At 67.5% G+C, this 20,658-nt stretch carries 19 protein-coding genes and 1 pseudogene; 11 read left to right on the forward strand and 9 right to left on the reverse strand.

Annotated elements, in window-relative coordinates; all coding sequences use genetic code 11:
• Nucleotides 1–34 precede the first annotated feature (34 nt).
• Nucleotides 35–655: a LysE family translocator gene (locus DM373_RS17210; protein WP_110994715.1), complete on the forward strand. Its 621-nt coding sequence runs from the start codon at nucleotides 35–37 to the stop codon at nucleotides 653–655.
• A gap of 3 nt (nucleotides 656–658) precedes the next feature.
• On the opposite strand, the gene DM373_RS17215 is transcribed toward DM373_RS17210, so the two are convergent.
• A complete protein-coding gene (locus DM373_RS17215) occupies nucleotides 659–1,528 on the reverse strand; it encodes an AraC family transcriptional regulator (RefSeq protein ID WP_110994716.1) in 870 nt (289 codons plus the stop codon).
• A 114-nt stretch (nucleotides 1,529–1,642) separates the two neighbouring features.
• On the reverse strand, nucleotides 1,643–1,834 hold the full coding sequence (locus DM373_RS28765) for a hypothetical protein (RefSeq protein WP_157966853.1): 192 nt from the start codon (nucleotides 1,832–1,834) through the stop codon (nucleotides 1,643–1,645).
• Nucleotides 1,835–1,958: 124 nt separating this feature from the next.
• Here DM373_RS28765 and DM373_RS17220 point away from each other — a divergent pair, with 124 nt between their 5' ends.
• From DM373_RS17220 to DM373_RS17250, 7 genes are all read left to right on the forward strand, one after another.
• Complete coding sequence (locus DM373_RS17220; protein ID WP_110994717.1) at nucleotides 1,959–3,356, forward strand: DUF3300 domain-containing protein; 1,398 nt, start codon at nucleotides 1,959–1,961, stop codon at nucleotides 3,354–3,356.
• Nucleotides 3,353–4,243, forward strand: a complete 891-nt coding sequence (locus tag DM373_RS17225; RefSeq protein WP_110994718.1) for a DUF2950 domain-containing protein — start codon at nucleotides 3,353–3,355, stop codon at nucleotides 4,241–4,243. Before DM373_RS17220 ends, DM373_RS17225 begins: the two co-directional genes overlap by 4 nt.
• Before the next feature lie 86 nt (nucleotides 4,244–4,329).
• The gene (locus DM373_RS17230; protein WP_110994719.1) at nucleotides 4,330–6,117 is read left to right on the forward strand and encodes a monovalent cation:proton antiporter-2 (CPA2) family protein; all 1,788 of its coding nucleotides are present in this window, start codon (nucleotides 4,330–4,332) and stop codon (nucleotides 6,115–6,117) included.
• Nucleotides 6,114–7,211 (forward strand): AI-2E family transporter, encoded by a 1,098-nt coding sequence (locus DM373_RS17235; RefSeq protein WP_110994720.1) that lies wholly within the window; start codon nucleotides 6,114–6,116, stop codon nucleotides 7,209–7,211. Before DM373_RS17230 ends, DM373_RS17235 begins: the two co-directional genes overlap by 4 nt.
• Before the next feature lie 13 nt (nucleotides 7,212–7,224).
• Nucleotides 7,225–8,718, forward strand: a complete 1,494-nt coding sequence (locus tag DM373_RS17240) for an efflux transporter outer membrane subunit (RefSeq protein WP_110994721.1) — start codon at nucleotides 7,225–7,227, stop codon at nucleotides 8,716–8,718.
• Nucleotides 8,715–9,800, forward strand: a complete 1,086-nt coding sequence (locus tag DM373_RS17245; RefSeq protein WP_110994722.1) for an HlyD family secretion protein — start codon at nucleotides 8,715–8,717, stop codon at nucleotides 9,798–9,800. Before DM373_RS17240 ends, DM373_RS17245 begins: the two co-directional genes overlap by 4 nt.
• Entirely contained in the window at nucleotides 9,790–10,827 is a 1,038-nt protein-coding gene (locus DM373_RS17250) for a DUF2955 domain-containing protein (protein ID WP_110994723.1), read from the forward strand. The genes DM373_RS17245 and DM373_RS17250 overlap by 11 nt, the downstream gene beginning before the upstream one ends.
• Here DM373_RS17250 and DM373_RS28770 read toward each other — a convergent pair.
• The 4 genes from DM373_RS28770 to DM373_RS17265 form a co-directional block, all read right to left on the reverse strand.
• Nucleotides 10,788–10,952 (reverse strand): hypothetical protein, encoded by a 165-nt coding sequence (locus DM373_RS28770; RefSeq protein WP_157966854.1) that lies wholly within the window; start codon nucleotides 10,950–10,952, stop codon nucleotides 10,788–10,790. The genes DM373_RS17250 and DM373_RS28770 overlap by 40 nt on opposite strands.
• A 13-nt stretch (nucleotides 10,953–10,965) precedes the next feature.
• Nucleotides 10,966–11,205 (reverse strand): hypothetical protein, encoded by a 240-nt coding sequence (locus DM373_RS17255; protein ID WP_110994724.1) that lies wholly within the window; start codon nucleotides 11,203–11,205, stop codon nucleotides 10,966–10,968.
• A gap of 123 nt (nucleotides 11,206–11,328) precedes the next feature.
• Nucleotides 11,329–13,449 (reverse strand): TonB-dependent receptor, encoded by a 2,121-nt coding sequence (locus tag DM373_RS17260; protein WP_208642804.1) that lies wholly within the window; start codon nucleotides 13,447–13,449, stop codon nucleotides 11,329–11,331.
• 587 nt (nucleotides 13,450–14,036) lie between these two features.
• The gene (locus DM373_RS17265) at nucleotides 14,037–14,738 is read right to left on the reverse strand and encodes a YoaK family protein (protein WP_110994725.1); all 702 of its coding nucleotides are present in this window, start codon (nucleotides 14,736–14,738) and stop codon (nucleotides 14,037–14,039) included.
• Nucleotides 14,739–15,062: 324 nt separating this feature from the next.
• Here DM373_RS17265 and DM373_RS17270 point away from each other — a divergent pair, with 324 nt between their 5' ends.
• Nucleotides 15,063–15,800: an alpha/beta fold hydrolase gene (locus tag DM373_RS17270; RefSeq protein WP_110994767.1), complete on the forward strand. Its 738-nt coding sequence runs from the start codon at nucleotides 15,063–15,065 to the stop codon at nucleotides 15,798–15,800.
• Nucleotides 15,801–15,809: 9 nt separating this feature from the next.
• Here DM373_RS17270 and DM373_RS17275 read toward each other — a convergent pair whose 3' ends face one another.
• Both DM373_RS17275 and nhaB read right to left on the reverse strand, forming a co-directional pair.
• Nucleotides 15,810–16,424, reverse strand: a complete 615-nt coding sequence (locus DM373_RS17275) for a dihydrofolate reductase family protein (protein ID WP_110994726.1) — start codon at nucleotides 16,422–16,424, stop codon at nucleotides 15,810–15,812.
• A gap of 143 nt (nucleotides 16,425–16,567) precedes the next feature.
• Nucleotides 16,568–18,070 (reverse strand): sodium/proton antiporter NhaB, encoded by a 1,503-nt coding sequence (gene nhaB, locus DM373_RS17280; protein ID WP_110994727.1) that lies wholly within the window; start codon nucleotides 18,068–18,070, stop codon nucleotides 16,568–16,570.
• Nucleotides 18,071–18,220: 150 nt separating this feature from the next.
• On the opposite strand from nhaB, the gene DM373_RS17285 reads away from it, so the two are divergent.
• Both DM373_RS17285 and nudC read left to right on the forward strand, forming a co-directional pair.
• On the forward strand, nucleotides 18,221–19,033 hold the full coding sequence (locus DM373_RS17285) for a crotonase/enoyl-CoA hydratase family protein (protein ID WP_110994728.1): 813 nt from the start codon (nucleotides 18,221–18,223) through the stop codon (nucleotides 19,031–19,033).
• 34 nt (nucleotides 19,034–19,067) lie between these two features.
• A pseudogene (gene nudC, locus DM373_RS17290) lies at nucleotides 19,068–19,899 on the forward strand (NAD(+) diphosphatase).
• Here nudC and DM373_RS17295 read toward each other — a convergent pair.
• Complete coding sequence (locus DM373_RS17295) at nucleotides 19,867–20,646, reverse strand: TSUP family transporter (protein WP_110994729.1); 780 nt, start codon at nucleotides 20,644–20,646, stop codon at nucleotides 19,867–19,869. The pseudogene nudC and the gene DM373_RS17295 sit on opposite strands and share 33 nt — an antisense overlap.
• Nucleotides 20,647–20,658: the final 12 nt, after the last annotated feature.

Here is a 20,658-nt window from a genome sequence, read left to right on the forward strand (position 1 = left end):
AACGTGCCCGCATTGCCTCGCCGAGCCCTGCGCCATGCCCTTCGCCGACAACCTGATCGCCTTCACCCTGGCCGCCACCTTGCTGACGCTGACGCCCGGCCTGGACACCGCGCTGATCCTGCGCACCGCCGCCGTGGAAAGCCGCCAGCAGGCACTGCGCGCCGCGCTGGGCATCAATGCCGGCTGCCTGCTGTGGGGCGCGGCGGTGGCCTTCGGCCTGGGCGCACTGATTGCGGTGTCGGAGCTGGCCTACAACCTGCTCAAGTACTGCGGCGCCGCCTACCTGGCCTGGCTGGGGGTGAACATGCTGCTGCGCCCGCGCCAGTCGATGGCACCGGCTGGCGAGCGGGCGCCGTCCACCGGCAACTGGTTCGTCAAGGGCATGCTGGGTAACCTGCTCAACCCCAAGGTCGGCATCTTTTATGTGTCCTTCCTGCCCCAGTTCATTCCCCAGGGCCAGCCGCTGGTGGCCTGGACTTTCGGGCTGGTGGGTATCCATGTGCTGCTGGGGCTGCTCTGGGCGACCGGCCTGATCGCCGCCACCCGGCCGCTGGCCGAGGTGCTGCGCCGCGAACGCGTGATCCGCTGGATGGACCGCTGCACCGGCCTGGTGTTCGTGCTGTTCGCGGCGCGGCTGGCGTTGAGCAGGCGCTAGACCCTAGGCCAGCGGCAGGTAGATGTCGGTCTGCCACTGTGCCTGCGGCGTCTGCGGGTACACGCTCAGGTAATGGAAGAACAGCGGGTGGTCGCGTAGTTCTTCGCCGCTGGTCGGCAGCCAGTCGCGGTAGAGCGGGTAGATGGTCTCGCCGATATGGTCCGGTGAGCCCACATGCCGCACCACGGCGCAGCGCCCACCGGGGATGACCAGTGTTCGCACGCCGAATGGATTGGCGGCCACTTCGGCATCGATCTCGCCGCAGATGGCGAAGCGAAAGTCCTCTGGTGCGGTGGTATCGGGATTGTTGTAGGGAATGCCGAAGGTGCGCCGGGTGGCCACTGGCGACTCATCGCCATGGGTGCGCCATTGGATGAAGCGGCCCACGGTGGCCGGCAGTTGCGCGGGTGGGCCAAGGTGTTCCAGGGCGGCCACCCGGGTTTGCGTGAAATCGACGATACGGACTTGCATGCTGATGCTCCTGGCAAAGTGGGGAATGCGAAATGCCGTGTTCCAGGCGCGCCAGTCCGGCGCCCGGCGAAAGGCGCTCGGCGACAGTGCGAAGTCACGCCGAAAGGCACGGGCGAAAGCCTCCGGGCTGTCGAAACCGGCATCCAGCGCCACCTGCAGCACCGCCAGCGCCGGGTCGGCGGCCAGCGCGTGGCCGGCACGGCGCAGGCGCATCAGTTGCACGTAGCGCGCCACCGGCACACCGACATAGGCGCTGAACTGGCGGTGAAAGTGGTGCACCGAGAAGTTCGCCACCTGGCTCAGGCGCTCCAGCGACAGGTCGCCGTCGAGGTTGCCCTCGATATGCGCGAGCACGGCGGCGAAGCGTTGGTCGTAGGGGCGGCTGGGCGAGGGGCTGGGCATCGGTGCGGGTTCCTGGGGTCACGGGCAGGCACAGGATGCGGCAGGTGGGCCGGGGTACGCCTAGCCGGGTTTGCTCAGGTGGCGCCGTTACGCGCCACAAGCATGGGTGAGCGGTCAGTATGGCGCTGCGATCCTGCCGGTGTATTGCGCATCGAACAGATCAGCAATTTCTCGCATGCGGACCTGCGCGAGGGCCCCCTCGAGTTCCTTCATCCAGCCGTGAGTACCTTTGTGCAGAATCGAGCTGGCGAGGATCGACTCGATATGACCCTGCAATTCCTTGTCTGTCACAACCCGAATGCTCACGGATCCCTCTGCTACCCTTGCCACTCAGCACCGAAGCTGAAATCAGTCGCTGGCAGTTCAAGCGTTCACCTCCCGGTCTTCGACTTACCCATTTCGAGCGGTATGACCCACCTGGGAGGTGTGAATGCGCACTCGATTGTCCTGCGTACTGGCCGTAATGCTGGCGTTGCATGCTGCCCCTTCGTTCGCCGAGACGGCGGACTCTGGCCCGGTGGCGCCCGAGCCCGCCGCCACCAAGCAGGCGGTGTTCACCCAGGAGCAGCTGGACCAGATGCTCGCGCCTATCGCCCTGTACCCCGACCCGTTGCTGGCGCAGGTGCTGATGGCCAGCACCTACCCGGGCGAGGTGGCCGAAGCGGTCACCTGGTCGAAGGCTCACCCGGACGCCAAGGGCGATGACGCGGTCAAGCAGGTGGCCAGCCAGCCCTGGGACCCCAGCGTGCAGGCGCTGGTGGCCTTCCCCCAGGTGCTCGCCACGCTGGGCCAGGACCCGGTCTGGGTGCAGCGCCTGGGCGATGCGTTCCTGGCCCAGCCGGACGACCTGATGAACGGCGTGCAGCGCCTGCGCCAGCAGGCCAAGGCCGCCGGCAACCTGCAGAGCAACCAGTACCAGAACGTCACCGTGCAGGCCGCGCCGGCCAGCAAGCCCGCGGACAGCCAGAGCGCCCCGGCCAGCAACCAGACCATCATCATCCAGCCCGCCGACCCGCAGACGGTCTACGTGCCCACCTACAACCCCACGACCATCTACGGCACCTGGGCCTACCCGGCCTCGCCGCCGGCCTACTATCCGCCGCCGCCGGCCTACTACCCGGGCCAGGCGCTGGTCGCCGGGTTGGCCTTCGGTACCGGGGTGGCGATCGTCGCCTCGCTGTGGGGCGACTGCGACTGGAACAACCATGACGTAGACATCGACGTGAATCGCTACAACAACATCAACCGCAACAACCAGATCAACAACATCAGCAACAACAAGTGGCAGCACAACCCCGTGCACCGCGACGGGGTGCCGTACCGCGATGCCCGCAACCGCGAGCAATACGGCCGCCAGCTGGACGGCGCGCGCGACCGCGCCGCCTACCGTGGCGACGACGCCCAGCGTGCCAAGGCGCGGCAGAACGCGCTCAGCTCGATGGACCGCCACGGCATCGAGCGGCCCGCCAGCAACAATGTGCAGGCCCGCGAACGCATGCGCGAGGCACAGACCGAGCGCAACAACAATCCGCGCCTGGCCGAACGCCGCCAGGACGCGCCACGCGCCAACCAGGGCACGCAGCTCAACCAGCGCCGGCAGAACGAAGGCCAGGCCCGTCAGCAGGTGGCGCAACGCCAGAACACCGGTCGCGCCCGTAACAACGCCTTTGATGGCGTGCGCTCGCCGTCGCGCAGCAGCGCCCAGGCCAGCCGCGGGCGCACCAGCCAGGCCTTCGCCCAGCGCGGCAGCGCGCCGCGCGCCAGCGGGCAGCCGGTTTCCCGCCCGAGCTTTTCCGGCGGGCGTCAACGGGGAGGAGGCCGTCGATGAGCGCGCGCATCTTGAGTGCCTGCTGGCTGGCCGCCAGCCTGGCCTGGCCAAGCCTGGCGACGGCCCAGGCAGTGTTCGCCACCCCGCAGGCGGCCGTCGACGCCTTCGTTGCCGCGCTGGGTACCCAGCCACCTGACGAAGCACGCTTCGGCAAGCTGCTCGGCGAGGACTGGCGCACCTACATACCGCGTGGCGGGGTGCAGCACCGCGACGTCGAGACCTTCCTCGAGCAGTACCGCGCCGAACACCGCATCGAACACACCGGCGAGCGTGGCGCGGTGCTGGCGGTGGGGCGCGAGGGCTGGACCCTGCCGATCCCCCTGGCCAAGGGCGCCGACGGCTGGCGCTTCGACCTCAAGGCAGGCAGCGCCGAGATCCGTGCCCGGCGCATCGGCCGCAACGAACTGGCGGCGTTGCAATCGATGCTGGCTTACCACGACGCGCAGATGGAATACGCCAGCCAGGACCGCAACGGCAACGGCGCGCTGGAGTACGCCCGCAAGATCTTCAGCACGCCCGGCGAGCACGATGGCCTGTACTGGGCCGACGAAAGCGATGGCCAGATCAGCCCGCTGGGCCCGTTGTTTGGCCAGGAGCAAGCCGGCGACGACTGGCATGGCTACCACTTCCGCATCCTCGACGCCCAGGGGCCATCGGCACCCGGTGGCGCCTACGACTACCGGGTAGGCGACCGCATGATCCGCGGCTTTGCCCTGGTCGCCTGGCCGGCCCGTTACGACGACAGCGGGGTGATGAGCTTCATGATCAGCCACGACGGCGAAGTGTTCGAAAAGGACTTGGGGCCCGACGGCGAAAAAGTGGCCCGGGCGATGAAAGGGTTCGACCCGGACAGCAGCTGGACGGCGGTGGCGGTGCAGGGCGAGTAGTGGGCTCCCGGTAAGGGCGATCATCCTGGCCGCATCGCCGGCAAACCGGCGCCTACAGGGGTTTTCGGGTTCAGGGGAGGGCACACATGCCACATGACGGCAGCCTGTTGCAGGCGACAGTGGTTTTCCTGCTGGCAGTGGTGCTCCTGGTACCACTGGCCCAGCGCCTGAAACTGGGGGCGGTGCCGGGCTACCTGCTGGCCGGCATTCTCATCGGCCCGTCGGTGATGGGGCTGATCGACAACCCGCACAACGTCGCACGGCTGTCGGAGATGGGCGTGGTGATGCTGTTGTTCGTCATCGGTCTGGAGCTCTCGCCACGGCGCTTGTGGACCATGCGTCGGGCACTGTTCGGCATCGGTTCGTTGCAGGTGGGGCTGACCGCGTTGCTGCTCGGGCTGCTGGCCTGGCTGCTGTTCGGCCAGGCCCCGGCCACCGCCGTGGTGCTGGGCCTGGGCTTGGCGCTGTCGTCCACCGCCTTCGGCCTGCAAGTGCTGGCCGAGCGTAAGGACCTGGGCAAGCCCCATGGCCGCCTCGCGGTGGCCATTCTGCTGTTCCAGGACATCGCGGCCATCCCGCTGATCGCCGTGGTGCCCTTGCTCGGTGGTGGCGTCGGGACCACCGACGAAGGTACCTGGCCGCTGCTGGCGGTGCTGTTGGGTATCGGGGTGGTGGTGATCGCCGGGCGCTACCTGTTGCGCCCGGTGTTCCGCTGGACGGTGGGCAGCGGCCTGCATGAGCTGTCGACCGCCACCGCGCTGCTGCTGGTACTGGGGACGGCCTGGCTGATGGAGCATGTCGGCGTGTCGATGGCGTTGGGCGCGTTCCTCGCCGGGGTGCTGGTGGCCGAGTCGGAGTTCCGCCATGAGCTGGAGTCGCAGATCGAGCCGCTCAAGGGCCTGCTGCTGGGGTTGTTCTTCGTGGGTGTGGGCATGACCGCCGACCTGCGCCTGCTGGTCGGCATGCCGCTGCAGGTGCTGGGGCTGACCGTGATGCTGGTGGCGCTCAAGCTGCCGCTGCTGTGGGGCATCGGTCGCGTGTTCGGCGGCCTCGACCGACCCCAGGCGCTGTGCCTGGCGGTGGTGCTGGCGTCCGGGGGCGAGTTCGCCTTCGTGGTGTTCAAGCTCGGCTTGCAGCACCAGGTGCTGGAGCAGCGGGTGCACGATCTGCTGGTGCTGGCCATCACCCTGTCGATGGCCTTGGTGCCGCTGGTGATGATGGCCCTGGCCCGGCAGCTGCGCCCGGCCGATCAGGCCGACCTGACGCAGGAACCGCCGCAACTGCAAGACACCCCGCAGGTGGTGATCGCCGGCTTTGGCCGCCTGGGGCGCGCCATCGGGCGCATGCTGCATGCCGAAGGCATTCGCGTGGTGGCCCTGGACGCCTCGGCTGAAGCCCTCGCGCGCAAGGCCCGGCCACGCGGCGATGGCCCCACGGTGTTCTACGGCGACCCGTCGCGCTCGGAAATCCTGCGCGCGGCGAAGGTCGACCAGGCCGCGCTGGTGATCGTCGCCGCAGATGACGCGCAGAGCAACCAGAAGACCGTCGACGTGCTCGTGCACCTGTACCCCAAGGCCCAGGTGATCGCCGCCGCGCGCAATCACCGCGACGTGCTGCGCCTGCTCGACCTGGGGGTCAACCCGGTGCGCGAGACGTTCCACTCCAGCCTCGAGATGGCCCGTCGCGCCTTCATTGCGCTGGGCCGCAGCGAGGCGCAGGCGGCCGCCTGGATGCAGCGTTATCAGCAGCAGGAAGCGCAGTGGCTGCTCGAGCAGCATCGCCAGGGCACGGTGCTGGATGAGGATGGACCAGCCACCGGCGACCGAGCCGAACAGCCTGTCGCCACCGTGATCCGACCCGGAGAAGAAGGATGATGCCGAGCTTCAAGCTGGACAGCGAATTGTCGCGCGGGATGCTCGACGTGTTGATCAAGGCCGGGCTGGTGGCGGCGCTGGTGCTGTTCGCCTACCGGGTGTTCCAGCCGTTCCTCGACCTGATGCTCTGGGCGGTGATCCTGGCGGTCACCCTGTACCCGTTGCATGGCCGGATCAAACGCCTGACCGGGATGCGCGAGGGCCATGCCGCGAGCCTGGTGGTGGTGTTGGTGCTGCTGGTGCTGCTGGTGCCGATCTACCTGGTGGTGGCGTCGATCATCGAGTCGCTGGACAGCCTGACGAACCTGGTCAAGAGCGGTGCCTGGCAACTACCCCCGCCACCGGACTCGGTGGCCGGCTGGCCGCTGATCGGGCCACGGCTGCACGACGTGTGGCTGGCGGCGTCGCAAAGCCTGAGCAGCGTGCTCGCCAACCAGGCGTCCAACCTCAAGAGCACCGCCCTCGCGGTGCTGGGCGTCGCCGCCAGCGCGGGCGGCGCCTTCCTGATGTTCATCGGCGCGATCATCATCGGCGGGGTGATCATGGCCTTCGGCGAGAACGGCCAGCGCGCGGCGCAACGCATCGCCATGCGCGTGTCCGGCGAAGAGCGCGGCAAGCCCATCGCCAGGTTGTGCACGGCGACCATCCGCGCGGTGGCCCAGGGGGTGATCGGCATCGCCTTCATCCAGATGCTGCTGATCGGCGTCGGTTTCGTGGTCAAGGGCGTGCCGGCCGCCGGCATGCTGGCGATCGTCATCCTCATGCTGGGCATCGCCCAGGCCCCGGCGACGCTGGTGACCCTGCCGGTGATCGCCTACGTGTTCTACAGCGAGGGCTTCAGCCTGGTGACCATCGTGTTCGCCGTGTACACCTTCGTCGCCGGCCTGGCCGACAACGTGCTCAAGCCGCTGCTGCTGGGACGCGGGGTGGACGTGCCGATGCCGGTGGTGCTGATCGGCGCCCTGGGCGGGATGGTGGTGCAGGGCATCATCGGCCTGTTCCTCGGCCCGGTGATCCTGGCGGTGACCTACAACCTGTTCTGGCAGTGGGTGGACCAGCAGGTGCCCGCCCGGCCCGACGGGCCCGCGGTGTGAGCGCGGATCTGCCATGCCCGGCTCACCACGTCGTTGTGCCTTGAGCCTGCTGGCGCTGCTGGCGGGCTGTACCCAGGTCGGGCCGGACTTCAACCCGCCGCAGGATCCCTGGCTGGACCGCTGGAGCACACCATTGCTGAGCCAGGCCACCGCCCCTGGGGCCGACCCGCGCCAGTGGTGGCAGCTGTTCGCCGACCCCACCCTCGATGCATTGATCACCGAGGCCGAGGCGCACAACAGCAACCTGCAAGTGGCTGGCCTGCGTATCGCCGAGGCCCGAGCGCAACTGGCCATCGTGCAGACCGGGCGCTACCCGCAGCTGCAGCAGCTGCGCGCGCAGAGCCTGTACCTCAAGCAGGATCAGTCCGGCACCTCTACCGCGCGCGACTCGGTGTTCTGGCAGTCGAGCCTGGGTTTCGACATCGCCTGGGAGATCGACTTCTGGGGGCGCTTCAGCCGCGCCGTCGAGTCGGCCGATGCGCTGTACTTCGCCTCCCAGGCCAACTACACGGACGCCCTGGTACTGCTGCGCGCGCAGGTGGCCGACAGCTACTTCGCCCTGCGCACCACCGAGGCGCGGCTGGACATCGCCCGGGACAACGCGCGGCGCCAGGCACGCAGCCTCGAAATCACCGAGCGGCTGTTCCGCCATGGCGAGAACGACGAACTCGACTGGCAGCAGGCGCGTACCCAGCTGCTGGCCACCGAGGCCACCATTCCGGAGTTCGAGAACCAGCTCAATGCCTTGCGCAACGTGCTCTGTTCGCTGCTGGGCCGCCCCCCGGGGCCCCTGCCGGAGCTGGACGCCCGGCACGCTCAGCTGCCGTTGCCGGACCGCGCCGTGTTGCAGGCAGTGCCGGCCGAGCTGTTGCGCCGGCGCCCGGACATCCGCGCCGCCGAGCAGGCCGTGGCGGCGCAGTCGGCGCTGGTGGGGGTGGCCGAGGCCGACCTGTACCCACAACTGAGCCTGCTCGGCAGCATCGGCTGGACCTTGGCTTCGGCCAGCCATGTGCCCGACAGTTTCGACATCGCCGCAGGCCCCGGGCTGATCTGGAACCCGTTCGACTATGGGCGGCGCAAGAATGCCGTGCGTATCGAGGACGCCCGCCTGCAGCAACTGATCAGCCTTTACCACCAGCAGGTGCGCGAGGCGGCGCGCGAGGCCGACGACGCCGCCAGCGCCCTGGTGCGGGCGTTGCAGAGCGCGGCCATCCGCGACCGCGCCTCGGCGGCGGCGAGCCGCTCGCTGGGCCTGGCCAGCGCGCAGTATCGCGAGGGTTTCGCCGACTTTCAGCGGGTGCTCGACGCCCAGCAACTGCTGTTGCAGCAACAGGATGGCTACCTGGTCAGCCGCGGCAATGCGGTGGGCAGCCTGGTGGCGCTGTACAAGGCGCTCGGCGGTGGCTGGGAGCGCCGTGTGCCGACCATCGACGCGCCGACCCGGCGGCAGATGGAACGACGCACCGACTGGGGCGACCTGCTCGATGAACAAGGTGACGCGCAATGACTGACACAACCACGCCAGCCGCCGATCGCAGCCTGCGCTGGGTCCTGCTGCTGATCGTCATGAGCCTGGCATGGTACCTGCTCGCCGACCGCTTCACCCCCTACACCCAGCAGGCCCGCCTGCAAGCCTACGTGGTGCCGGTGAGCGCCGAGGTGGCCGGGCAGGTGCGGCGGGTAGCGGTGGGCAACAACCAGCAGGTACGCCGAGGCGAGCTGCTGTTCGAGCTGGACCCGGAGCAGTACCGCATTGCCCTGGGTCGGGCCCAGGCCGACTACGATGCGGCGCGGCGCCAGGTCGGCGCCCACACCGCCGGCATCGATTCGGCCCAGGCCTCGCTGGCCGCGGCTCAGGCCAACGAACGCAAGGCGCGCCAGGACGCCGAGCGCCTGCGGCGCCTGTACGAGGAGGACCAGGGCACGGTGTCGGTGCGCCGCCTCGAAGGCGCCCAGGCCACCTACGAACAGGCGCGCAGCCAGGTGGCCGCGGCCCGCGCCGAAGTCGAGCGGGCCAGGGAGCAGGAAGGTGGCAGCGACGACGACAACGCCCAGTTGCGCAGTGCCGCCGCCAACCTGGAAAAGGCCCGGCTCGACCTGGCGCGCACCCAGGTGCGCGCCGACTCCGACGGGCGTATCACCGACCTCAAGGTGGACGTGGGGCACTACGTGGGAGCCGGCAGCCCGTTGATGACCCTGGTTGCCACCCACGACCTGTGGATCAGCGCCGACATGACCGAGAACAACCTCGGCCGCCTGCGCAGCGGCACACCCGTGCTGGTGGTGCTCGACAGCCTGCCGGGCGAGGTGCTGCACGGGCGCATCCGCAGCATCGGCCAGGCCGTCAGCAGCGGCCAGGCGCCGCCGCCGGGGCAACTGCCGACGGTGCAGAACAGCCGCGAGTGGCTGCGCTCGGCGCAACGCTTCCCGGTGATCGTCGGGCTCGACCCGGACCAGGAGGTGGACACCACGCAACTACGCGTCGGCGGCCAAGCCGAGGTGATGGCGCTGCCTGGGGAGGGGAACCCGCTGAACCTGCTCGGACGGCTGTTCATGTGGTGCATGAGTTGGCTGTCGTATGCCTATTGAACTGCGCCGCCGCCGCGCGCTGCGCCTGGCCTGGGGCGCGGCCATGAGCCTGGCGGCGAGTTTCGGCATCGGCCTGCCGGTGCCGGTACTGGCACCGGTGCTGTGCGTGCTGCTGCTGGCGATGCGCAACACGGCGCTACCGTTGCGCATGGCCCCGGTGCTGGCGCTGCTGGTACTGCTCAGCTGCGGCAGCGGCCTGCTGCTGATCCCGTTGCTGCGCCACGCGCCGCTGAGCGGCGTGCTGCTGGTGGCGGTCGGCCTGCTGCTGGTGTTCCGCTGGGCGCTGCGCGGGGGCAACGCGTTGCTGGCCAACCTGCTGGTGATCGGCCTGACCATGATCGCCGCCGCCGGTACCAGCGATTTCACCCTGGCGCTGTCGGTGGTCGAGGCAATGGCCAAGGGCATGTTGCTGGCGGTGCTGAGCACCCTGGTGGCCCACTGGCTGTTCCCGGAGCCGGCCGATGCGCCCGCCGCACCCGTCATGCCGCGCCTCGACCCGCGCGAGGCCGGCTGGATCGCCCTGCGTGCCACGCTGATCGTGATGCCGGCGTTCCTGCTCGCACTGATCGCCCCGGACCGTTTCATGCCTCTGATCATGAAGTCGGTGAGCCTGGGCCAGCAGGCCGGCGAGACCGACGCGCGCCAGGCGGCCCGCGAGCTGGTGGGTTCGACCTTGCTGGCCGGGGTGTTGGCGATACTGGTGTGGGGCGCGTTGAGCCTGTTCGTGCACCTGTGGATGTTCTTTCTCTGGGTGCTGCTGGCCGCGCTGTGGCAGGCGCGGCGCCTGCAACGGCTGGTGGCGAGCCGGCATGCTCCGGCGTTCTGGGTCAGCTGCCTGACCACCATGCTGATCCTGCTTGGCCAGTCGGTGCAGGACAGTGTCGCCGGGCAGGACGTGTACCGGGCGTTCGCCGTGCGTCTGGCGCTGTTCCTGCTGGTATCGCTGTATGCCAGCGCCATGCTGGTGTGGATAGACCGGCGCAGGCGCTACTCGACGATGGCGAGCCACGGCCAGCGCGCCCGGTAGCTTTCGGCCTTGGCGCGGAACATTTCAGGCGGGTGGTTGAGCGGATTGTTGCGCAGCAGGTCGAGTGCTGGCAGGCGGTCGAGCAGAATGCGGTTGATCGGGTTTTCCAGCGCCAGCGCGATCACGCGCTCGGGTGTGTTAACCGCGTGTCGAGGTGGGGCGGGTGGCCGTTTCGGTCACCGCTTGCTGCTGGCCCGCACGCAGCACGGCAAGCCTGCGTTGTTCGTATTGCTCCTGGCTGAGCCCTTGGCGTTGCAAGGCTTCGAGCTGCAGCTGGCGCGCTTCGCTGGCGGTGAAGGGGCGCAGTTCGGGGTGGTTGGCACAACCGCTCAATACGGCGATGGCCAAGGCGGCGAGCAACAGGCGGGGAGTGTTCATCGGGCGCTTTCCATGATCGGTGGATCGATGGAACGATGGAACGATGGAACGAGCTTAGGGCGCACGCCCGATGAGGAGAAATTGCCGCGCTCGATAGTGACTATCGAGGCGGCCAGGGGGCGGTCAGAACTTGTAGTTCACGCTGGCTTCGAGGGTACGCGGCGCGCCCGGGGTGGCCAGGTCGACAGAACCGTGGGCCGAGGCATAGTAGTCGCGGTCGAAGGCGTTCTTCAGGCGCAAGGCCGCATCCCAGTGCTGCACGCTGTACAGCAAGGCGGCGTCGAAGGTGGTGTAGGCAGGCATCACCACCTTGTTATCCAGCGCGGTGTAGCGGTCGTCGACGTAGTTGGCGCCGGCGGCTACGCGCCACTCGGGGGTGAGGGTGCGCACCAGCCAGACGTTGGCGCTGTTGCGTGGCGTCAGGGTGGGCACCTGGCCTTCGTTGGCCACGCCGTTGGTCTTGCTGTTGGACTTGGTGATCTCGGCGTCCAGGTAGGCGTAGCCGGCATACACCTGCCATTTGTCGCTGAGCTGGCCGCTGAGGGTCGCCTCGAAGCCGTCGGTACGTTGTTCGCCGGCCAGGATGGTCAGGTTGGGGTTGGCCGGGTCGGCGGTCTTCATGTTGGTGCGTTCGAGGCGGAACACCGCCGCGGTCAGCGACAGGCGGCTGTCGAGCAGGTCCCACTTGGCGCCCACTTCATAGTTGGTGGTTTCTTCCGGTTCCAGGCCTGCGTTGCTCGGGGCGACCGCGAACACTTCGCCCGAAGGCTGGTAGCTGCGGCTGACCGACACGTAGTAGGACTGGATCTGGTCAGGCTGGAACACCAGGCCTGCACGTGGGCTCCAGGTCTTGTCGGTGCGGTCGAGGTCGACGTTCTGCACCCGGGCGTCGTTGTACTCCTGGCCGAAGATGTCGTAGCGCACGCCCAGCAGGGCTTTCCACTGCGAGGTCAGCTCGATCAGGTCCTGCACGTAGAAACCGCTGGTCTGCTGGTAGTTGGTGCCGTCGGACGTCAGGTTGGCGGCGTGGTCCGGCACGCCCACCAACGCGTCGCGGTACACCGGCACGCGGGCCACGTTGTTCTGGCTGTAGACGCGCTGGTACTTGTCCTGGAAGCCGACTTCCACGCCGTACAGCAGGTTGTGCTGCATGCCGGCCAGTTGCGCCTGCTGCTTGAGCTCGGTCTGGTTGAACACACCGCTTTCGTCGCGCGCCACGTTGCCGCGGTTGAGCTTGACCAGCAGTTCGCCGTTGGGCGCGGTGACGAAGCGGGTCGGGCTGCTGTCGGCCAGGGTGTTGTTGCGGTCCAGGTCGTAGCGGTAGTAACGGCTGGTGTTGGTCAGGGTGAAGTCGTCGTTGATGCGGTAGTCGAGGCTGGCGGTGAACGAGAACACCTCGCTGCGGGCGTAGTCCTGCGAGGCGTTGCCCGAGCCGAAGCGCTTGTCGCGGTCGACGTTGGCCGGGCGGTTGCCCACCGCCGGGATACCGAAGTCGATCAGGCGCTTGTCGTACAGGTAGGTGGCGCCGAGGTTCAGCTCCAGGTCGTCGGACAGCTTGAACCAGGCCGACGGGGCGATGGCCTTGCGGTCGATGTAGCCGTCGTCGCGGAAGGTGTCGCTGTCTTCGAAGGCACCGGTGACGCGGTAGGCCTGGTTACCCTCGGGGGCGGCCCAGCCGCTGTCGAACTGGGTACGGCGTTTGCCCTCGGTGTCGAGGGTCATGCCCACTTCCTGCTTCGGCGCCAGGCCCGGTTTCTTGCTGATGCTGTTGATCAGGCCACCGGACGAGCCACGGCCGTAGAGCACGGCGGCAGGGCCCTTGATCACTTCGACGCGCTCGACGTTGGAGAGGTCGCGAAAGTACAGGGCATCGTCGCGAATGCCGTCGACGTACATGTCGCCGATGGCGCTGAAGCCGCGAATGGTCACCTGGTCGCGCTGGCCGTCGCCGTTCGACAGGCCGACGCCGGGCACGTTCTTGAGCACGTCTTCCATGGACTGGGCGCCCTGGTCCTTGATCACGCTTTCGGGCACCACGTTGACGGTTTGCGGGATATCGCGCAGCGGTGCGTCGATCTTCAGCGCGCTCTTGCTCTCGCTGGCCTTGTAGCTCTGCTGCTCGTAGGCGCTGGTCACCGAGGTGGCCGGCAGGGCCAGCGGGTCCTTGGTCTGCGCATGGACAGCAGGGATGACCAGCAGGCTCAGCATCGACAGGGATACCGGAGCAACCGACTTTTTCGCCATGGTAATACGACTCGTTGTTGTTTGAGGTGGCGAATGGTAATGGTTCGCAAATGTAAAGCAAGTGTAAAGATGAAATATTCGGAAAAATATTTATGTTGTGGGGTGGATATCCGTTTGGGTGTGTTTTTTGTCGCGATGGGGGGGCCGGGCTCTCATCGGATTTGGGTAATCAGGGTTGGGTAATGGCCACTAGGTGCATGGCGGGATACTGGGTGAGGGCCACCAGGTGCCTGCCGGTGTTTTTGCAGCGCCTATGAGATCGAGCGCCGCCCGCGCGGCGCTTCGCGGGTAAACCCGCTCCCACAGTTTGTTTCGGGCCAATTATTTCTGTGAAAGCACCGGCGCCTGCCTTGGTGCATGCCTTGAGTCATGTGGGGCGGCGGCAACGCCCACGCTGAAACTGCGTCATACCAACAAGGCGGACCAGGTAAAGGCACAGGAGAGACTGGCCCGAAACAAACTGTGGGAGCGGGTTTACCCGCGAAGCGCCGCGCGGGCGGCGCTCGATCTCATAGGCGCTGCAAGACTGTCGCCCTGCACCTGGAGGCCCACATACGATCCCAAGGCATGCCACCCCAGCTACCCCCTCAACGCGGCATGTACCCCAACTGCCACGCCCTCGGAATAAACCGGCTCACCAAGGCCAGCACGCAGGCCAGGCCACAGCTTGCAAACAACGCCATTAACCCCAGCCGCTGCTCCAGCCAGGCGCCGATGGCCGCGCCCAGCAGCATCCCGCTCCAGGGCACCAACTGCACCCGCCAGCCATGCCGCCGCTCCCCCAGCAACCAGCGCCCCAGCCCGCGGCCGAACCGCGAAAGCGCGCCGGTGACGTAGGTCAGGCCGATCGGCAGGCCATTCACCTGTTCGACCACGGCATTGAGCATGCCCATGGCCAGGATCGCCGCGACCAGCGCCGGGAAGCTCGTGGCCAGCGGCCAGGCGGCGGCAAAGGCAAGCAGGCCGGCGACCACCAGCAACAAGGGTGAGGCTCGCCGACGAAAGTGCCGGGCCAGCAGCACCCCCAGGGCATTGCCCAGCACGAAACTGAAGATCGCCAAGGCCAGGCGCAGCACCAACGCCAGGTCGGCCTGGCTGATGGCCACCGCCAGGCGCGTGGTATTGCCGCTCATGAACGAAACGAAATCACCCAGCGCCAGCAGGCCGATGGCGTCGGTCATGCCCGCCAGCACCGACAGCCCGGCCACCAGCCCCAGGCCGACGCGGCCGCGCAGCACCTGCAGCCTGGCGCGGCGGGCACTGTGCAGGGAAGAGGCGGTGGGCAGCATGAGGGTATGTCTCCGGCAGTGGGGCCCCGATTTTATACCGGCGCCAAGGCCTTGCGCATGGGCACGCAGGGGAGTTCCAGGCCGCTCGATTTCATAGGCGCTGGAAAACACCGGCAGGCACCTGGTGGCCCTCACCCAATTTCCCGCCATGCGCCTGGTCGCCCTCAAACGATCCCAAGGCAGGCACGGCTGTAGACGATACGCGGTAATTGCAATGGCACCCAGGCAAACAACGCAGTGGGCCGGCGCAATCAGTCGCTGCTGGCGATCCCCGGGCTGCAGGCCCATGCTGCGGGCTCCCCATGGCTGGCCGCGAGGCATGCGATGCAAAAAAATACGCCGGTGGTCCTGGTCAACGGCCTGATTGGCTGTCTGGATCATCCCGCACTTCACGACACCCTGCCTACCCAGGTGATCGCCCCCGACCTGCTCGGCTATGGCACGTTGCAGGACACCGCGCCGAAACTGATCGATATTGCCGGCCAGGTCGAGCACCTGCACCGCCAGTTGCAGGCGCGCAACGTGGCGCGGGCACACCTGGTCGGGCATTCGGTGGGCGGGGTGGTGGCGCTGATGTTCGCTCACCGCTACCCGCAGCAGGTGGCCAGCGTGACCAGTGTCGAAGGCAACTTCACCTTGAACGATGCGTTCTGGTCGGCAGCGGTGGCGCGCATGGACCGCGAAGCGGTCGAAGAGCTGCTGGCAAGCTATCGGGCTGATCCCGGCACGTGGCTGGCGCGGGCCGGGGTCGGGCCCGATGCGCGGCGGCTGGCCCTGGCACAGCGCTGGCTGGCCCACCAGCCGGCAGCCACGTTGCAGGCCATGGCCGCTTCGGTGGTCGCGGTCACTGGCGCGGCCCGCTACCCGCAGCAGTTGCAGGCGGTGTTTGCGGCAACGCCGGTGCACCTGGTGGCCGGCGAGCACTCACGCGCCGGCTGGGATGTGCCCCACTGGGCCGAGCGGGCGGCGGCAAGCTTTACCGAGCTTGCGGGGGTGGGCCACCTGATGATGCTCGAAGACCCGCAAGGCTTTGCCAGTGCCATCGCCCGCCTGATCGGCTGACGATCACCCTCAGAACGAGCCGGTGAGGACTTCGCCACTGCGCAGGTAATGGGCGAGCAGCACGCCTTTGGGGGTGGTGGCTGATTCCACCAGTTCGAAAGCGGCGGCTTGCGCGTCATCACCGAACAGCCGCTTGCCACGGCCTAGCAGCAGGGGGTGGATCAGCAGCCTCAGCTCATCCACCAGGCCTGCAGCCAGTAGCTGGCGCACCAGTTCGCCGCTGCCCTGGGTCAGGAGTACGTCGCCGTCCTGCTGCTTGAGCGCGCGAACCGCGCCGGTCACATCCGGGCCCAAGCCATGGCTGTTGTGCCAGTGGAGTGAGCCGGGATGGTGGGTGGCAACGTGCTTGGGCACGCGATTGAACAGGTCGGCCAGCGAGCGATCGCCTGGTTGATGCTCAGCGTGCGGCCAGTACCCGGCGAAGATGTCGTAGGTGCGCCGTCCCAATAGCAGCTCGAACGGCTGGCTGAACAGCGTCTGCATGGCCTGGCCGAAGGCTTCGTCGGCCAGCGGCGGGATCCAGCCTCCGTGGGTGAAGCCGCCGCTGGTGTCTTCCTGCGGGCCGCCGGGGGCCTGCATGACGCCGTCGAGGGTGATGAAGGCGGCGACGATCAGTTTGCGCATGGGGTGTTCCTCTTCAGGTTGCTGTTCGAGGGGTAGTCGAACGGGGCAGGCTGAAATCGACAGGAACGATAGAGCATGGGCAACGCGTCGGCAGGTTCAATCGCCGGCAAGCCGGCGATTGCGGTGGTGTGGGCGGCCCTGGTCTACAACCAGTACGTCACCGCCCACCAGCCCAGCCCACCCATGACCACGGTGTAGGGCAGCGCCATGCACACCATGCGCCCGTAGGACAGGCGAATCAGCGGCGCGATCGCTGAAGTCAGCAGGAACAGGAACGCCGCCTGCCCGTTGGGCGTCGCCACGCTGGGCAGGTTGGTGCCGGTGTTGATCGCCACTGCCAGGGTCTCGAAGTGCTCGCGGCTCATGGCGCCGCTGACGAACGCCTGCTTGACCTCGGTGATGTAGATGGTGGCGACGAACACGTTGTCGCTGATGGCCGAGAGCAGGCCGTTGGCCAGGTACAGCATGCCCGGCTGCTGCTCGGTCGGCAGCGCCAGCACCCAGGCGATCAGCGGGCTGAACAGCTGCTGCTGGTGGATCACCGCCACCACCGCGAAGAACACCACCAGCAGCGCGGTGAACGGCATGGCGTCCTGGAACGCGCGGCCCAGGCGGTGCTCGTCGGTGATGCCGGTGAACGCAGTGATCAGCACGATCACCAGCAGGCCGATCAGCCCCACCTCGGCGATGTGCAGGCCCAGGCAGACGATCAGGATCAGCGCCGCCAGCCCCTGCACCACCAGGGCGATGCGTTGCGCCGGAGTGCGTGCGGCGTCGTCTTCGGCGGCGTAGGCGGCCAGTACCTGGCGCACGCGCTCAGGCATCAGCGTGCCGTAGCCGAACAGGCGTAGCTTCTCCAACAGCACGCAGGTGACCAGGCCTGCGGCCAGTACCGGCATCGACACCGGCGCGACCTTGAAGAAGAAGTCGGCGAAGTGCCAACCCATCTCATGGCCGATCAGCAGGTTCTGCGGCTCGCCCACCAGGGTGCACACGCCGCCCAGCGCGGTGCCCACCGCGCCATGCATCAGCAGGCTGCGCAGAAAGGCGCGGAACTGGTCGAGGTCGTCGCGGTGCAGCTGTTCGACCTGGTGGTCGCTGTCCAGTGCCGACTCCTCGCGGGGGTTGGTGCCGGAGGCGACCCGGTGATAGACCGCATAGAAACCCACGGCGGCACTGATGATCACCGCAGTCACCGTCAGCGCGTCGAGGAACGCCGAGAGGAACGCCGACAGCACGCAGAACAGCAGGGCCAGCACGGCCTTGCTGCGCACCCCCAGCAGGATCCTGGAGAACAGGTACAGCAGCAGCTCTTTCATGAAGTGGATGCCGGCGACCATGAACATCAGCAGCAGGATCACCGGAAAGTTGTGCTGCAGCTCTTCATACAGCGCTTCGGGCGTGGCCATGCGCAGCAGCAGCGCTTCGACCAGCAGCAGGCCACCGGGCATCAGCGGGTAGCACTTGAGCGCCATGCCCAGGGTGAAAATGAACTGCAACACCAGCGCCCACCCCGTGACCACCGGGCCGAGGGTTGCCAGCAGCAGCGGGTTGAGCAGCAGGAACAGGCAGATGACCGCCTTGTACCAGCGCGGCGACTGGCCCAGGAAGCCGTGGGCGAAGGCGCTGGGTAGGGATTGCGACATGAATTTGTATCCTTTTGATTCAGCAGTGGCGCACGGTGCCGGATCGGGCCTCAGGGTGCAAGGCGTGCAGTCCCGCTTTTGGCACATGTGCGGCCTTGTGGGTGCGCTAAGATCCTGCGCGTGAACCCTTTCCCCACAGGAGTGCCGTCCGTGACCGAATACACCGCATTCAAGGTTGAACTGACCGACAACATCGCCCACGTGCAGATCAACCGCCCGGAAAAGATCAACGCGATGAACGCGGCGTTCTGGGAGGAAATCGTCGACATCTTCCAGTGGATCGACGACACCGACGCGGTGCGCGCCGTGGTGATCAGCGGCGCCGGCAAGCATTTCTCCTCGGGCATCGACCTGATGATGCTGGCCTCGCTGGCCGGCCAGCTGGGCAAGGACGTCGGCCGCAACGCCCGCCTGCTGCGCCGCACCATCCTGCGCCTGCAAAGCTCGTTCAACGCCGTGGACAACTGCCGCAAGCCGGTGCTGGCGGCGATCCAGGGTTACTGCATCGGTGGCGCCATCGACCTGGTCTCGGCCTGCGACATGCGCTACTGCGCCAGCGACGCACAGTTCTCGATCAAGGAAATCGACATGGGCATGGCCGCCGATGTCGGCACCCTGCAACGTTTGCCGCGTATCATCGGCGACGGCATCATGCGCGAGCTGGCCTTTACCGGGCGCATGGTCGATGCCGAAGAGGCGCTGCGTATCGGCCTGGTCAACCGGGTTTATGCCGACCACGCGGCATTGCTCGACGGAGTCTTTGCCATTGCCCGCGAGATTGCCGCAAAATCGCCGATCGCGGTGGCCGGCACCAAGGAGCTGATCAGCTACATGCGTGACCATCGCGTCGACGATGGCCTGGAGTACATTGCCACCTGGAACGCCGCCATGTTGCAGTCCGAAGACCTGCGCGTGGCGGTGGCCGCCCACATGAGCAAACAGCAACCGACGTTCGCCGACTGACCCCGTTGGCGGGCGCCTTCAAGGGACCGCAACGATGTCAGCACGCTGGACAACCGCAGTACTCGACCCGCAGATCACCGGGGGGCTGGCCGTCGCCCGCAGCCCGGAAGGGTTCCTGGTGGACGCCAACGGCGCGCTGTTCCCCCGCGACTGGCTCAAGCGTCAGGCACTGGACGTGCTGTGCGAGCACGGCATCGGCCACTTCGACGGCCAGCCGGTGTTCCTGCTCGAACTGCGCAGCGCCGGCGAGGTGCCGGGCTGCACCTGGCAGGGCCTGCGCCGGTTCATGCTCGAAGGCGACTTCGACACCTACAAGGTGCTGGGTTACGCCGCGCAGATCGGCACCTGGGCCCGCGAACACCGTTTCTGCGGCAGTTGCGGCCAGGCGATGGCGCAGATCCACTGGGAGCGAGCGATGTACTGCCAGCCTTGCGACCTGCGCAGCTACCCGCGCATTTCACCGAGCATGATCGTGCTGGTCACCCGTGGCGACGAGGTGCTGCTGGCGCGTTCGCCGCGTTATCGTGACGGGCGTCTACAGCACCCTGGCCGGTTTTGCCGAGCCGGGCGAGTCGGCCGAGGACTGTCTGGTGCGCGAGGTGCGCGAAGAGGTGGCGGTGGAGGTGAAGAACATCCAGTACGTCGGCAGCCAGTGCTGGCCGTTCCCGCACTCGATGATGCTGGGCTTCCATGCCGAGTACGCCGGTGGCGAGATCGTCATGCAGCCGGACGAGATCGAGGATGCGCAGTGGTTCAGCGTGCATGACTTGCCGCCGCTGCCGGCCGGGCGTTCCATCGCCCGCTACCTGATCGACTTGTATGTGGCGCGGCGCTTAGGCCTGGCCGAACCAGTGCTGCCACGCTAGGCGTACGGTCAAGGCCAGCACCACGGCGATGAACACCGGGCGGATGAACTTGCTGCCGCCGCTGATCGCCGTGCGTGCGCCGAAGAACGCGCCGACCATCACCGACAGGCCCATGCACAGGCCGACGATGTAGTCCACCTGCCCGGAAATGATGAACACCGTCAGCGCCGCGATGTTGCTGACGAAGTTCATGCTGCGCGCCACGCCGCTGGCGCGGACCAGGTCGATGGGGTAGAGCAGCAGCGTGCTGACAGTCCAGAACGCGCCGGTGCCGGGGCCGGCGACGCCGTCGTAGAAGCCCAGGGTGAAGCCCTGGGGGAACTGCCATTTCTTCTTGATCGGCGCATCGGCGTCCAGCGGCGCCTTGGGCGTGCCGCCGAACAGCAGGTAGACGCCGCAGGCGAAGACGATCACCGGCAGCATCTTGTTCAGCCATTCGGCCGGCATGTAGTGGGCCACCACCGCACCCAGCAGCGCGCCCGCCAGGGTGCCCGCTATCGCCTGGCGCCATTGCGCCGGGTGGAACAGCTTGCGCCGGTAATAGGTGATGCTGGCCGTGGCCGCGCCGAAGGTGGAACTGAGCTTGTTGGTGCCCAGCACCAGGTGCGGTGGCATGCCGGCGGTGAGCAGTGCCGGGGTGGTGAGCAGGCCGCCGCCACCGGCGATGGCATCGATGAAACCGGCGACGAAGGCGACCAGGGCGAGGATCAGCAGGGTGAGCGGTTCTACGGTGAGTTCGAAGGGCATGGGGGTCGGCAG

It is taken from the genome of Pseudomonas sichuanensis (assembly GCF_003231305.1).
GTDB classification, from domain to species: Bacteria; Pseudomonadota; Gammaproteobacteria; order Pseudomonadales; family Pseudomonadaceae; genus Aquipseudomonas; species Aquipseudomonas sichuanensis.